This is a genomic window from Caldicellulosiruptor changbaiensis, assembly GCF_003999255.1.
GTDB lineage: Bacteria > Bacillota > Thermoanaerobacteria > Caldicellulosiruptorales > Caldicellulosiruptoraceae > Caldicellulosiruptor > Caldicellulosiruptor changbaiensis.
On the sequence record NZ_CP034791.1, the window covers coordinates 1143322 to 1155751 of the forward strand.

General features: G+C 34.5%; 16 protein-coding genes and 1 other RNA gene. 14 read left to right on the forward strand and 3 right to left on the reverse strand.

Annotated features, from left to right (window positions below; translation table 11 throughout):
* The first annotated feature begins 5 nt into the window (after positions 1 to 5).
* The 12 genes from ELD05_RS05485 (at position 6) to rnpB (ending at position 7341) form a co-directional block, all read left to right on the forward strand.
* Entirely contained in the window at positions 6 to 1115 is a 1110-nt protein-coding gene (locus tag ELD05_RS05485; RefSeq protein WP_127351640.1) for a stage III sporulation protein AE, read from the forward strand.
* A gap of 1 nt (position 1116) precedes the next feature.
* Positions 1117 to 1638, forward strand: a complete 522-nt coding sequence (locus ELD05_RS05490) for a stage III sporulation protein AF (RefSeq protein WP_241243626.1) — start codon at positions 1117 to 1119, stop codon at positions 1636 to 1638.
* Positions 1619 to 2167, forward strand: a complete 549-nt coding sequence (locus tag ELD05_RS05495) for a hypothetical protein (RefSeq protein ID WP_127351641.1) — start codon at positions 1619 to 1621, stop codon at positions 2165 to 2167. Before ELD05_RS05490 ends, ELD05_RS05495 begins: the two co-directional genes overlap by 20 nt.
* Entirely contained in the window at positions 2164 to 2679 is a 516-nt protein-coding gene (locus ELD05_RS05500) for a SpoIIIAH-like family protein (RefSeq protein WP_127351642.1), read from the forward strand. Before ELD05_RS05495 ends, ELD05_RS05500 begins: the two co-directional genes overlap by 4 nt.
* A 91-nt stretch (positions 2680 to 2770) precedes the next feature.
* Positions 2771 to 3157 carry an Asp23/Gls24 family envelope stress response protein gene (locus tag ELD05_RS05505; RefSeq protein WP_127351643.1) on the forward strand — a complete coding sequence of 129 codons (387 nt, stop codon included), beginning with the start codon at positions 2771 to 2773 and terminating at the stop codon, positions 3155 to 3157.
* A 53-nt stretch (positions 3158 to 3210) separates the two neighbouring features.
* Positions 3211 to 3750: an alkaline shock response membrane anchor protein AmaP gene (amaP, locus tag ELD05_RS05510; protein WP_127351644.1), complete on the forward strand. Its 540-nt coding sequence runs from the start codon at positions 3211 to 3213 to the stop codon at positions 3748 to 3750.
* Positions 3751 to 3760: 10 nt separating this feature from the next.
* On the forward strand, positions 3761 to 3970 hold the full coding sequence (locus ELD05_RS05515; RefSeq protein WP_127351645.1) for a DUF2273 domain-containing protein: 210 nt from the start codon (positions 3761 to 3763) through the stop codon (positions 3968 to 3970).
* Between the two features lie 24 nt (positions 3971 to 3994).
* The gene (gene nusB, locus ELD05_RS05520) at positions 3995 to 4423 is read left to right on the forward strand and encodes a transcription antitermination factor NusB (RefSeq protein ID WP_127351646.1); all 429 of its coding nucleotides are present in this window, start codon (positions 3995 to 3997) and stop codon (positions 4421 to 4423) included.
* Positions 4424 to 4426: 3 nt separating this feature from the next.
* Entirely contained in the window at positions 4427 to 5785 is a 1359-nt protein-coding gene (gene xseA, locus ELD05_RS05525; RefSeq protein WP_127351647.1) for an exodeoxyribonuclease VII large subunit, read from the forward strand.
* A complete protein-coding gene (gene xseB / locus ELD05_RS05530) occupies positions 5786 to 6049 on the forward strand; it encodes an exodeoxyribonuclease VII small subunit (protein ID WP_127351648.1) in 264 nt (87 codons plus the stop codon).
* Positions 6046 to 6942, forward strand: a complete 897-nt coding sequence (locus ELD05_RS05535; protein ID WP_127351649.1) for a polyprenyl synthetase family protein — start codon at positions 6046 to 6048, stop codon at positions 6940 to 6942. The genes xseB and ELD05_RS05535 overlap by 4 nt, the downstream gene beginning before the upstream one ends.
* 39 nt (positions 6943 to 6981) lie before the next feature.
* An RNA gene (gene rnpB / locus ELD05_RS05540) (RNase P RNA component class A) lies at positions 6982 to 7341 on the forward strand.
* Positions 7342 to 7407: 66 nt separating this feature from the next.
* Here the strand turns inward: rnpB and ELD05_RS05545 are convergent.
* From ELD05_RS05545 to ELD05_RS05555, 3 genes are all read right to left on the reverse strand, one after another.
* A complete protein-coding gene (locus tag ELD05_RS05545; RefSeq protein ID WP_127351650.1) occupies positions 7408 to 8748 on the reverse strand; it encodes an MFS transporter in 1341 nt (446 codons plus the stop codon).
* Between the two features lie 159 nt (positions 8749 to 8907).
* On the reverse strand, positions 8908 to 9459 hold the full coding sequence (gene spoVT / locus ELD05_RS05550; RefSeq protein ID WP_127351651.1) for a stage V sporulation protein T: 552 nt from the start codon (positions 9457 to 9459) through the stop codon (positions 8908 to 8910).
* Between the two features lie 76 nt (positions 9460 to 9535).
* A complete protein-coding gene (locus ELD05_RS05555) occupies positions 9536 to 9907 on the reverse strand; it encodes a hypothetical protein (RefSeq protein ID WP_127351652.1) in 372 nt (123 codons plus the stop codon).
* Positions 9908 to 10060: 153 nt separating this feature from the next.
* On the opposite strand from ELD05_RS05555, the gene iorA reads away from it, so the two are divergent.
* On the forward strand, positions 10061 to 11857 hold the full coding sequence (gene iorA, locus ELD05_RS05560; RefSeq protein ID WP_127351653.1) for an indolepyruvate ferredoxin oxidoreductase subunit alpha: 1797 nt from the start codon (positions 10061 to 10063) through the stop codon (positions 11855 to 11857).
* Positions 11850 to 12410, forward strand: coding sequence for an indolepyruvate oxidoreductase subunit beta (locus ELD05_RS05565; RefSeq protein WP_127351654.1), 561 nt, complete (start codon positions 11850 to 11852; stop codon positions 12408 to 12410). The genes iorA and ELD05_RS05565 overlap by 8 nt, the downstream gene beginning before the upstream one ends.
* Positions 12411 to 12430: the final 20 nt, after the last annotated feature.

Here is a 12430-nt window from a genome sequence, read left to right on the forward strand (position 1 = left end):
TAAAAATGGATATGAAAAAGGTTATAGCACTTGCGTTTTTTATATCTTTGATTTTGGGATGTGAATTTTGTCAAGCCTCGAAAATATCACAGAGTTATATCGAAAAAACTAAACACATAGTAAATAAAACTGCTGAGAATGATGTTAAAGATTACATAGATGGTGTATTGAATGGGAGAAAACTCAATATAGAGATATTTAGACTTATAAAAGACAAGCTTTTTTCAGAAATAGATGCAACATTAAAACAAATAGCTACAATCTTGGTGGTAACACTGATATATACTCTAATCTATAGTGTACAAAACAGCTTAAAAAATCAAGGTCTCGGAAAAACAACCTTTTTAGCTTTTTTCCTCACCTTATCTACAATAGTGCTTCAAAATCTAAAGGATGTACTTTTATATGCAAATGAGGTTATCCAAAAAGGGAATAGCTTTGTAGAAGCCATATTTCCTATTCTCATCTCGACTTTAGCAACAATGGGATATGCTACATATGCTGCTTCTCTCAGCCCCAAGATAGTATTTGCGTTGGTATTTTCATCCGAGTTTTTAAAGAATATTATATTACCGATTGTAAATGTTTATATTGTAATCAGTATCCTTTCAAATATAGATGGTGGAAGGTTTAATCTGAGGCGACTTCTTAGTTTTTTAAAGACAGTTCTTCTTTGGTCAATTGTAATTGGACTTGTAGTGTTCACTGGCATTGTTTCTATAGAAGGTTTTACCGGAGCTACAGTGGACAACCTTGTTGCAAAGTCAATTAAATACACTGTGGGGAATTTTGTGCCTTTTGTTGGTAAGATTCTATCTGATGCAGCAGATACCTTAGCTGGCAGCCTTGGAATTATAAAAAATACAATAAGTGTAGTAGGGCTTCTTACTTTGCTGCTCATTGTTGGAGTTCCACTTCTCAAAATCTTAATTATTTCGCTTTTATTCAGGCTCACTGCAGCCTTTGTTGGAATTATTTCTGATTCGCGTTTTGCCCAGTTTTTGGATGATTATGCCGACAATATCCTTTTGATTTTTTCAATTGTATTTGCTTCTCTGTTGGTGTTTGTAATTACATTTTCAACAGTTTTATTCATTGTTCAGGTTGGAAGGTGAAATGGTGCAAGATTTTATAAATCAAACAGTAGCAAACCTGTTTTATGTAGTGATAGTGATTTTAATTCTTGAGGTCTTGATTCCAGAAAACTATAGGAAGTATATTGAGATTTTTTTAGGCATTTGTATAGTCTTGATCATATTGACTCCCATTTTAGAAAGATCAGGAAATCTAAAGCTTCAATTTATGGAGAGCATAAATAAACTTGAAGATGAATTTAAAGAAAAAAAGATATATTCTGAAGACCTGTACAAGCAAAGCTTGGTAGATGAGTATAAGGATAGATTAAAAGAAGATATTAAAAAGAAAATAGAGGCTGAGACGGGTATGGATATTGAAATTGTCTTGCTTAAAATCTGTGAAGATTTGAATATGCCTAAGTTTGGCAGAGTAGAGAAAATAAAAATTAAAGGTGATTACAATGAAAAAATTGTTAACATTTTAAAGAATCAATATGGTATGAGTAAAGATAAAATAGAATTTGAAGAGGTGAAGGTTAAAGATGACAATCAGTCCAGATAAGTTAAAATCTGTAATAGAAAAAACCTTAAAGAACAAAGATATATTAATATTCTTGGGAGTTTGTGGACTTTTGATACTTGTAGTTTCTGCAACATTTTCCACAGCGCCCAAGCAAATGGTAAAAGAAAGCGAGCAAAATCAACAAGAAGAAAAATATGAGGAAGTAGTAGAGAAAAAGCTTGAAAAAATTTTAAAAGAAATTGACCCTACAAAGAATGTCTCTGTTATGATAACCTTTGATGACTGCTATGAATATGTTGTTGCAACTGAAACACGAAAAAATGTCAGAAGTGAAAAACAGGAGGAAAACAAAATCTCAACAGAGGAAGAGGTTGATAGCAAAGTAGTGCTGGTCCAACAGGGAAATGAATCAAAACCGTTTATTGTAAAAAAGATATATCCGAAGGTAAGAGGTGTTGCAATTGTCTCAGAAGGAGCAAGGGAGAAAAAGGTTTACATAGGGCTTATAAAAGCCACATCAGCGGTTTTGGGAATAACTCCTGATAAAGTTGAGGTGTTTATAAAATGAATAAAAAGATTTTTATAAAGGTTTATAACAAAAGACAGATAACATTGGTTTTGCTTGTTATATTAGTAATTATTGTTGGTATTATCAACTCAAGAATAGAAAATAGTAACAAGAAAAAGCTAAATCCCTCTGTAATAGAGGTGAGTAAAGAAGTTAAGACGAGTAGTGAAAATGTTCTGAGTGAGATAAAATTAAAGCGTGAAGTTGAGCGTTCAAAAGAAGTAAATACTCTGAGAAGTCTTCTTAGTGAAAAGTTGGATGAAGATAGTCAAAAGTTGATTGATAAGAAAATTTCCGACATAGTTGACAACAACAATAAAGAGATGATATGTGAAAGTATTTTGAGCTCAAAAGGTATAGGTGATTGTATAGTACTATCCTCTCGTGATATTATTTATGTGGTAACGCAAAAGAGACTATCAAAACAACAAGCAATTCAAGTACAAAATGTGGTTATGAATGTTTTTAAAGTAGCGGTGAATAAGATTAGGATAACATCTGCCTCTCAATGAAAATAATAAAATCTGTTAAAATAAAAAACTGTAGGGTATAATATGAATAGTAAAGAAAAAACTTTTATCAAATAAGGAGGTACTATTTGAGATGTCAGAAAATATTATTAATGAGACCACTGGTGGAGTTGTAAAGATTGCTGAAGAGGTTGTGGCAATTATTGCGGCAGTTGCAGCATCAGAGGTAAAAGGCGTTGCCTCAATGGTTGGTTCATGGACGGGTAATATCACAGAAGCACTTGGGAAAAAGAACTTGGCAAAGGGTGTTAAAGTACAAGTTGGAGAAAAGGAAGCAGCAATTGACATCTACATAACAGTAGAGTATGGTGTCAGAATTCCAGAAGTTGCCTGGGAGATACAAGAAAGGGTCAAAAATGCAGTTGAGAGCATGACAGGATTAAAGGTTGTTGAAGTAAATATCCACGTTCAAGGAATAAAATTTGAAAAAGAAGAGCAAAAGGAAGGATCAGAAGAGTAAATCTCTGGTCATCCAGAGATTTACTCTCATTTTTGCAAGGAGGAGTTATACAAATGAAGATTGGTGAGAGAATATTATTAACAATATTTACATTAATAGTTATTGTGGCTGCAATCTTTGCAATATTATTACCTCTTAATGTGTTTAGTGTTGATATAGTACAAAGTGCAGTTTATGAATATATAAACAATCCCATTTATGGACTTGTACCGTTAGCAATTATAGTAATGGGCTTTGCTGTGATGTTTATTGGAATTAAAAAGAAAAGAGTGAGGCTTGGAATAATTCATACCAATGAGCTTGGCAATCTTGTCATATCACCAAAGACATTTGAGTCTGCTGGTTACAGTGCTATAAAGGATATAAAAGGGATAAAGGATGCAACCATTGAGATAGAGTTTGACGAAAGTGGTGTTGAATACCATGTTGATGCACTTGTGATAAATGATGTAAATATACCTGAGTTGACAAAAGAGGTTCAAAATGCTATAAAGAATCATGTTGAAACCTCAATAGGTATTCCGGTTAAAAGTGTGAATTTGCATGTTAAAGATATGGTTGCCCCTCAGACATCCATTACTCATTTGAGGTAGGGGTGTTGGTATGAAATTAATATTAGAATTTGTTTTAAAACATATAGGTGAGGTAATTGGCGGAGTTATAGGACTTGTTTTTGCTATATTTGTTCTAATCTTTGGTTTTTGGAAGGCATTATTTATATTTTTATGTATAGCAGTAGGGGTATTTATTGGTGGTCGCTATTTTGAAAAGAAGAAATTGTTAGAGTTTTTAGACAAACATTTACCATGGTAAAAAAGGGGTTGGAAGAGAAGGGCGATGCATAAAAGACGAAAAACAAGAGAGCTTTGTATGAAGATATTATATGCATATAGATTTCAAAATAATGAATATGATATCATCGAGTTTCTAAACAAATTCAAAGAGTTAAATCCAGATGAGAATTTTAAAGAGATAGATGAAGAGTATTTAAAAAGGCTCTTGACAGGCGTTATTCGGAATCAGCAACTCATAGATAATCTTATTGAGAAATATTCTAAGGATTGGCCTTTGAACAGAATTCCAATGGTGGAATTAGAACTTATGCGGATTGCTATTTATGAACTTTTGTTTGAAGAGGAGATTCCCATATCTGTTGCAATAGATGAAGCTGTCGACTTATCGAGTATATTTGGTGTAGAGAAAGCACCAAGCTTTGTAAATGGGATACTTGGCAGCATTGCTGCAAATGAGGTGAAAAGAGAATAAAAGATGCTTTTTGACAATATTGTTTCTAAAAAAGAGTGGAGTGTGTATGAGCTTACAAGCTATTTGCGAAAAAAAGTTGAATTGGACATCTTGTTAAAGAACATATACCTAAAAGGAGAGGTTATTAGACCCACTTTGTCAGGCGAACATTTGTATTTTGAACTTAAAGATTTAGAGTACGACGCAAAAGTAAAGTGTGTCTATTTTTGGTTTGACAAAAAGATTGAGGTAAGACATGGTGCTAAAGTTTTAGTCAAAGGTAGTGTTATCTTTTATGAAAAAGAAGGAATAATTGAAATAAAGGTAAGTGAAATAACTGATATTGGTCTTGGTGAGTTGTTTGTAAAACTCAAACACTTAGAGGAGAAGTTAAAACAAGAGGGGCTTTTTGACCAAAAATATAAAAAAGAAATACCTCAATATCCCAAAAAGATTGGTATTGTTACTTCCAAAAATGGTGCAGCTGTGAGAGATATTCTCAATACAATCTATTCAAAATTTGAAAATATAGAGGTTTATATATTCAACTGTTCTGTTCAAGGACAAAACGCTCCTTATGAGATATGTGAGGGAATAGAGTATTTTAATAACATTTTGCCTGTGGAGGTTATAATTGTAGGACGTGGTGGCGGCGCGTTTGAGGATTTGATGGCTTTTAATGATGAGATGGTGGTAAGAAAGATATTTGAATCAAAAATTCCTGTAATCTCAGCTGTTGGACATGAAAGAGACTATGTGTTGACAGATTTTGTTGCTGACCTTCGTGCCATTACTCCAACAAATGCGGGTGAGATTGTTGTTAGTTTTCAAAACAAGGCTTTAGAAAAACTGGATGAATATCGCCGAAAAATGAAAAATTTGATTTCTAAGAAGATAGAGTCAAGCAGAGAAGATTTAAAACTTAAGCTCTATCGACTATATCAAAACTCGCCATCAAACAAACTTACCAAGCTTGCACAAGATGTGGATTTACTTTCAAGCAAACTTACGTTTCTGCTTAATAAAAAACTACATCATATATCAAGTAACCTGAAGATTTTGGAAAAGAGATTGTCAGTTTCAGGTCCTTATGTAAGATTTACAAGAGCAAAGAATGACTATGAAATGCTCCTTAAAAGACTAAACATGGCTTTTAAGAACTTTTGGCAGAAAAAAGAGTTTGAGTTTAAAATCAAGGTGGAAAAATTGATTGCTTTAAATCCACTTAATATTCTAAAAAGAGGGTACTCGGTCACGATACATAACTCAAAAGTACTTACGACTGTAAAAGTGGTAAGTATTGGTGATGAGATAGTTACACGCATCACAGATGGGATTATCAAATCCAAGGTGTTTTGGACAGAAGAAGGGGCGGATGAATAGGTGTGTGAAGAGGTAAGAAATGAAATTAAATTTGAAGATGCAATGAAGCGTTTAGAAGAGATTGTAAAGAGTTTGGAAGAAGAAAATCTCGATTTAGATGAGGCAATAAGGCTTTATGAGGAAGGGATAAAACTTTCAAAGCTATGCAATGACATTTTGCGTTCGGTTGAAAAGAGGGTTGTTTTGATTGAAAAATTAAATGGCGAATATGTGGAAAATGATATAACGAATGATATATATGGAGGCTTAGGGCAAAAAGAATGAGTAGTGAGAGGTTAAAAGAATACTTGAAATACGCTCAAGAAAAGATAGACAAGCACCTTGACAGCTTGCTTGGAAAAAATTCTCCTGATGTTATATATGAAGCGATGAGATATAGTGTTTTTGCAGGTGGAAAACGCCTAAGACCCATTTTATGTTTGCTTTCTTATGAACTTTTGAGCGCCGAAGAAGCTGATGAGAAGGTACTGGATATTGCTTGTGCAATAGAGCTGATTCACACATATTCTTTGATTCATGATGACCTTCCTGCAATGGATAATGATGTTTTACGCCGTGGTAAACCTACAAATCATGTGGTGTTTGGCGAGGCAATAGCTATACTGGCTGGAGATGCACTTTTGAACAAAGCAGCAGAAGTATGCCTTGATTGGATACTCAGAAATAAAGCTAAAGAGAATTTTGTAAAAGCCGCAGAATATCTTTTTAAAGCGTCTGGAACAGAAGGGATGATAGGTGGACAGGTAATAGATGTAGTAAATTCAGGAAAAGAAATAACAGATGAGAATTTGCTTTATGAGATGCATCTTAAGAAGACATCTAAGCTCATTCAAGCTTCTTGTGTTTGTGGAGCATATGTTGCAGGGGCAAAAGAAGAGGTGATATCGGATTTTGAGCAGTATGGAAAAAATTTAGGGCTTGCTTTTCAGATTAGAGATGATATCTTGGATTTGATAGGTGATAGCAAAAAAGTAGGCAAGAGTATAGGAAAAGATATAAAAGAGAAGAAAAATACGTTTGTCACTTACTATGGAATTGAAAAAGCTCAGGAGTATGTAGAGAGCTTTTCAAAGAAGGCTATTGAGATAATAGAAAAGTACGACAGGATGAGTTTTCTTATTGAGCTTACAAATTATTTGATAAATAGAGAAAAATAACGGTTGACATAAAACGCAAAATAATTATAATAATGTATGCGAGCAGGTCGAACGGCTGCGCAAGGTGAAAGTTTTTCACCTTGTGAGGAAAGTCCGAGCTCCGCAGGGCAGGGTGCCGGGTAACACCCGGTGGAGGCGACTCCAAGGAAAGTGCAACAGAAAAGAACCGCCATCCACATTTTTGGTGGGTGGTAAGGGTGAAAAGGTGAGGTAAGAGCTCACCAGCAGTTAGGCGACTAACTGGCTGTGCAAACCCCACCCGGAGCAAGACCAAATAGGGGAACAATGCAGTGGCCCGCTGCGTTCCCGGGTTGGTCGCTTATGAGTCTGATGGCAACATCAGACCAAAAGAGAAATAGCCGTTCTCGACAGAACTCGGCTTACAGACCTGGTCGCACTTTTATATACCTAAAATCGAGAATGCCCAGTCTTGGAAAAGTAAACTGGGCATTTTTATTTGTGTTTTTAGTTTACTTTTATCTTATTGATTATCACATTTTTCAGACTCTTTGCACCAGGTTCTTTTACATTCTTTTTCAGATAAATTACAGCTAAAAACCTAATCAAACCCGATGTAAAAAAAGCTACGTGGTATGTGGCAACATTTATTCTTATATAGTTTTTCAAAAAAGCTACTACAACTGGTGCTATATCTTCAATAAGATATCCTCCCAGTATAATAGGAATAGCACTTCCAAATATAGCATTGAACAAATTAATTACAGCTACATACATAGATGTTTGGCTTTGGTCAGACAACTTCAAAATGAGATTGTTATTCCCCATATCAATTATTGGCCATAAAAGACCTGCAAATATACTAATAATTGTGACCAAAAATTTGTAATTGTTTACAGTAGTAAAACACCATATTATAGGAAGCAAGGATATAAAGCCTGTTGCTATAAGAAGCATTGGTCTATTCCCAATTTTATCGACTATTCTTCCAATATACGGTAGTGTTATTATGGTGACAACGTTGCTGACAATTTGGGTTAGCAATATTATGTCAAAATAACTCATTTTCAAATCTTTTATCATGTACATGTTGAAGTAGGGACCTGCAATGTTAAGTCCAAAATTCCATATTACGAAGAACATCATAAATCTTCTGAAGTAATGATTATTGAGTGTGGAAAAAAACATTTTTTTCAAATCTAATTGAGTTTCCTCATTTTTCATTGGCAAGTCTTTTACAAAAAAGAAACAGCTAATATCCAACATCCCCATTATTGCAGCAAAGACAAATATTATAGAAAAACCTGGCAAATTGTTATGTGAGTCTAAGAATTTGCCAATAGCCAAGCCACTTAGCATTCCAACAATTGTTGAGATAGTAGCTCTTCTTGAGAAAAATCGTCCTCTTATATGCTCTGGTATTAAATCACCCATCCACGACCAAAATGAGACATTAGTAAATGAGTTTGAAATTGAAGAAATTGTCATAAATCCAATCAGTAAAAATAACAATGTATAAGAGCCTTTACCCAAAAATAATGGTAAAATTGCTATGAACGCCCATGGCAGCCTATGTAAAAAACCACTTATCAAAAATATAGATTTTCTCTTTTTTGATTTTTCTAAGACAAACGATGCAAAAACTTGAGCAACTCCACCTAATACGGGTAATGCTAACATGATTCCATACATTAAATCTCCAAAACCAATAGCTTTGGCAAAACCAGCAACTGGTGAGCCTGTTGTAACATTAAAGAATACGATTCCAAAAGTTATTCCAAGAATGACAAAGTTAAGGCTTCTTTGCAAAGACCTGTCTGATGTCAAATCAGAGTTTAAGCCAAACATTTAATGACCCCCAACCAATTTATTATTTGGTACTTTAATGTTCTATAGCTGCAAAACCTGATGCAAAGGTCACATTGTCTATTATACTCTATTATTGCATTAAAAAAAACTGTAGGCATTAAAACCTACAGTCAAAACCCAAAAGTTTGTTCAAAACAACTATTGTTCAAGTTGTTTGCCAAAGAATGATGTTGCAGCTTGAACAAGCTTGTACTCTGAGTCTCCCATCTTCACATTTGATTCGGTTGAACACATAATAACACTTCCAATTACAGTGCCTTCAGAGAGAATTGGGCTGACAATTTGAGCAGTATACCTTGTTGTGTCTCCTTCAACGATTGGGATGCTGCTCATGTCATTTTCAGATTTTACAAACACAATAGTATTTTCTTCCATAACCCTTTCAAGTTCTTGGCTCAAGGCTTTATCCATATAATCCTTTTTTGAGGCGCCTGACACAGCAATAACTTTGTCTCTATCAGTTATGATTACAATATGCCCACTTACTTGATGCAAGGTGTCTGCGTATTCTTTTGCAAAAGCTCCCATCTCACCAATTGGTGAATACTTTTTTAAGATGACCTCACCTTCATTGTCTGTATATATCTCAAGTGGGTCACCTTCTCGAATTTTAAGAGTTCTTCTTATTTCTTTTGGAATTACAACTCGACCTAAATCGTCAATGCGTCTTACAATTCCTGTTGCCTTCATTTTACTTTCAACTCCTTTTTAAATTTTCTATAATTAGTTTTTATAATTCTCTTATTTGTTATTCTTTAAAAAATCTTTATTGCTCGTCGTCAGCTTTTTTAATTAAATTTTCAAGCTGGGTTTTTCTGTAGTGTTGACGCTTTAAGATATTGTTTAGGATGTGTTTGGGAAGTTTTTCTTTGTAATGTTGCAAATATCCTTCTGTGTATAGATAATTTTTTACAAGATTTCTCACTTCAGCTTCTTTATCGTGTTCTTTTAAAATTGCTTTTTGAATATTGTTTATCTGCTCTTCTCTTCTCCTCTGTTTTTGAACTACCTGCTGAATTTTTTCATATGGTAGAAGCTGGCTATACTCTTCAAGATGGCGCTGAGTTCTTGTATAATTTTCGACAAGGTTTTTTAAATGTAAAAATCGGCGTTTATTAAGATGTAAGTCTTCTCTCATCTTTTCACCTTCTTTTATATTCTACTTAGTATTTTTTGCAAATCTATATATTTTTACTCTTAAATAATATTCAAAAAAGTCATTTTTCAGATTATCAAGATTGCTGTATAATAAAAAACAAGACTATGCTTTTGAAAAGGTGATGAAAAGAAAATGAAAAAGGTGTTAATGGGCAATGAAGCTGTTGCTTATTCTCTCTTCATAAACGGTGTAAATGTTGCTACTGGTTATCCTGGAACACCTTCAACAGAGGTTATAGAAACCCTCAAAAAGTTCTCAGATGATGACTTTTATGTTGAATGGTCTGTTAACGAAAAAGTTGCACTTGAGGTTGCAGCAGGTGCGAGTCTTTCTGGTGCAAGAAGTGTTGCGACAATGAAACAGGTCGGGCTTAATGTTGCAGCAGACCCACTTCTTTCACTATCAATTATCGGCATAGAAGGCGGTATGATTGTGTTTGTAGCAGACGACCCGGGACCACATTCTTCGCAAACAGAGCAGGACACAAGAAATTTTGCTCGATTTTGCAATCTGCCAGTTCTTGACCCATCATCTCCGAAAGAAGCATTTTCTCTTGTGAGAGCGGCATTTGAGATATCAGAAAAGTATAAACTACCTGTTATCTTTAGAATGACTACTCGCGTTTGCCATTCAAACGAGACATTGGAATTTGAATTCAAAAGAGAAAAGAGAAAGATCTCAAGCTTTGAAAAAAGACCTCAGTGGGTGATATTACCAGGGCTTTCTTATAAAAAACACATTGAACTTGAGGAAAAACTCACCAAAATGAGATCAGAACTGGGAAGGTTAAATATTATTGAAGGACATGGACAAATAGGGATTGTTACATCAGGAATCTCATATTTTTATGTAAAAGAAGCAATAAGAGAATTTGAAGATTTATTTTCTATCCTGAAAGTAACTGTAGCACATCCTATAGATGACAGAACAATCTTAGATTTTGCCGCGGGGAAAAGAATGTTAATATTTATAGAAGAACTTGACCCTGTGATTGAAGAAGAGACAAAACTTGTGCTTTTTGAAAATGGAATGCATATTCTAACATATGGTAAACGAAATGGCTATGTTCCATTTGCTGGAGAACTTGATGTTGACAAAGTAAAACAAATAATATACGACGTTACAAAAAAGGAAGGACTCTTAGTACAAAAAAGCTTTGTAAATGCTCCTGAGATACCAAGAAGACAGTCTCAGCTTTGTTCGGGGTGCCCTCATAGAAGTTCATTTTTGATAGTGAAAAATGCATGCAAAGGTAAAGATGTGATATATACAGGAGATATAGGCTGCTATACACTTGGATACGCAAAGCCAATCTCAACAACAGACACCTGCCTTTGTATGGGTGCAAGTATTACAATGGCACAGGGATTAAAACTTGCTGATGAAAAAAAGAAAGTGGTTGCTTTTATTGGAGATTCTACATTCTTTCACAGTGGGATTACAGGCCTTGTAAACGCATATTATAATAGGCACAACATAACAGTTTGTGTCCTGGACAATTTAACAACTGGAATGACGGGGTTTCAACCTCATCCTGGTGTTGGGCAAAAAGCGACGGGGCAAGAGGGTCAAAGAGTTGAAATAGCTGAGGTTGTAAAGGGAATCGGTATCAAAGAGGTTTTGATAATTGACCCTTATGAAGATTTTAATTTGTGTGTTCAAAAGGTGAGAGAATTTATAGAAAAAGATAAGCTTTCTGTTATTGTATTCAGACGAAAATGTGCAAATTTGAAGCGTTATAATGGTTATTATAGAATAAATGAAAAATGTATAAATTGCAAAGCTTGTCTAAATACTACGGGCTGTCCGGCAATTAGTGAGGATGAAGAGAAAAATGTCTTCATAGACAAAACTCTTTGCAGTGGATGTGGGCTTTGTGCAAATTTTTGCCCAAGGATGGCAATTGAGAAGGTGGGAGAAAATGAGTAATATTCTTATAGCTGGAGTAGGTGGTCAAGGAAATATTTTTCTCTCAAGGGTAATTTGTCAGCTTTACATGAACAGGGGCTATAGTGTCAAAACAGCAGAGAACATAGGTATGAGCCAAAGGGGAGGGTCTGTTGTAAGTTTTGTAAGGATAGGTAGTGACGTTGGTCCTATCATCCCAGATGGTTTAAGTGACATGCTAATAGGGCTTGAGATGTGTGAGGCGCTGAGAAATGTGCACAAACTAAATGTTCATTCAAAGATAATCTTGAATAACAGGTATATAAAACCAAAAGAGACAAAGATAAAGAAAGAAGAGATTGTAGAGTTTTTTAAGCAAAATTTTAAGCATGTATATCATTTTGATGCACACAACATAGCAATAGAGCTTGGTGTGCCGAAAGCAGAAAACATTGCGATGCTCTCTTTGATTTGCAAAAGTTCTTTATTGCCTTTTTCAAAAGAGGAGATTTTGAGAGCCTTGAGTGAGCTGCTACCGCAAAAGATGTTTGGCATAAATAAATTTTTGGTTGAAAAGATTTATGAAAAATATTAAAATAAAAATAACTTGAAAGA

What these genes read in the sequence shown, in the direction of transcription:
- amaP (WP_127351644.1), top strand. Translation starts at nt 3,211, where the DNA reads ATGAAGATTGGTGAGAGAATATTATTAACAATATTTACATTAATAGTT.
- ELD05_RS05500 (WP_127351642.1), top strand. Translation starts at nt 2,164, where the DNA reads ATGAATAAAAAGATTTTTATAAAGGTTTATAACAAAAGACAGATAACA.
- ELD05_RS05490 (WP_241243626.1), top strand. Translation starts at nt 1,117, where the DNA reads ATGGTGCAAGATTTTATAAATCAAACAGTAGCAAACCTGTTTTATGTA.
- ELD05_RS05505 (WP_127351643.1), top strand. Translation starts at nt 2,771, where the DNA reads ATGTCAGAAAATATTATTAATGAGACCACTGGTGGAGTTGTAAAGATT.
- ELD05_RS05535 (WP_127351649.1), top strand. Translation starts at nt 6,046, where the DNA reads ATGAGTAGTGAGAGGTTAAAAGAATACTTGAAATACGCTCAAGAAAAG.
- ELD05_RS05565 (WP_127351654.1), top strand. Translation starts at nt 11,850, where the DNA reads ATGAGTAATATTCTTATAGCTGGAGTAGGTGGTCAAGGAAATATTTTT.
- ELD05_RS05555 (WP_127351652.1), bottom strand. Translation starts at nt 9,907, where the DNA reads ATGAGAGAAGACTTACATCTTAATAAACGCCGATTTTTACATTTAAAA.
- spoVT (WP_127351651.1), bottom strand. Translation starts at nt 9,459, where the DNA reads ATGAAGGCAACAGGAATTGTAAGACGCATTGACGATTTAGGTCGAGTT.
- ELD05_RS05545 (WP_127351650.1), bottom strand. Translation starts at nt 8,748, where the DNA reads ATGTTTGGCTTAAACTCTGATTTGACATCAGACAGGTCTTTGCAAAGA.
- iorA (WP_127351653.1), top strand. Translation starts at nt 10,061, where the DNA reads ATGAAAAAGGTGTTAATGGGCAATGAAGCTGTTGCTTATTCTCTCTTC.
- xseA (WP_127351647.1), top strand. Translation starts at nt 4,427, where the DNA reads ATGCTTTTTGACAATATTGTTTCTAAAAAAGAGTGGAGTGTGTATGAG.
- ELD05_RS05495 (WP_127351641.1), top strand. Translation starts at nt 1,619, where the DNA reads ATGACAATCAGTCCAGATAAGTTAAAATCTGTAATAGAAAAAACCTTA.
- ELD05_RS05515 (WP_127351645.1), top strand. Translation starts at nt 3,761, where the DNA reads ATGAAATTAATATTAGAATTTGTTTTAAAACATATAGGTGAGGTAATT.
- ELD05_RS05485 (WP_127351640.1), top strand. Translation starts at nt 6, where the DNA reads ATGGATATGAAAAAGGTTATAGCACTTGCGTTTTTTATATCTTTGATT.
- nusB (WP_127351646.1), top strand. Translation starts at nt 3,995, where the DNA reads ATGCATAAAAGACGAAAAACAAGAGAGCTTTGTATGAAGATATTATAT.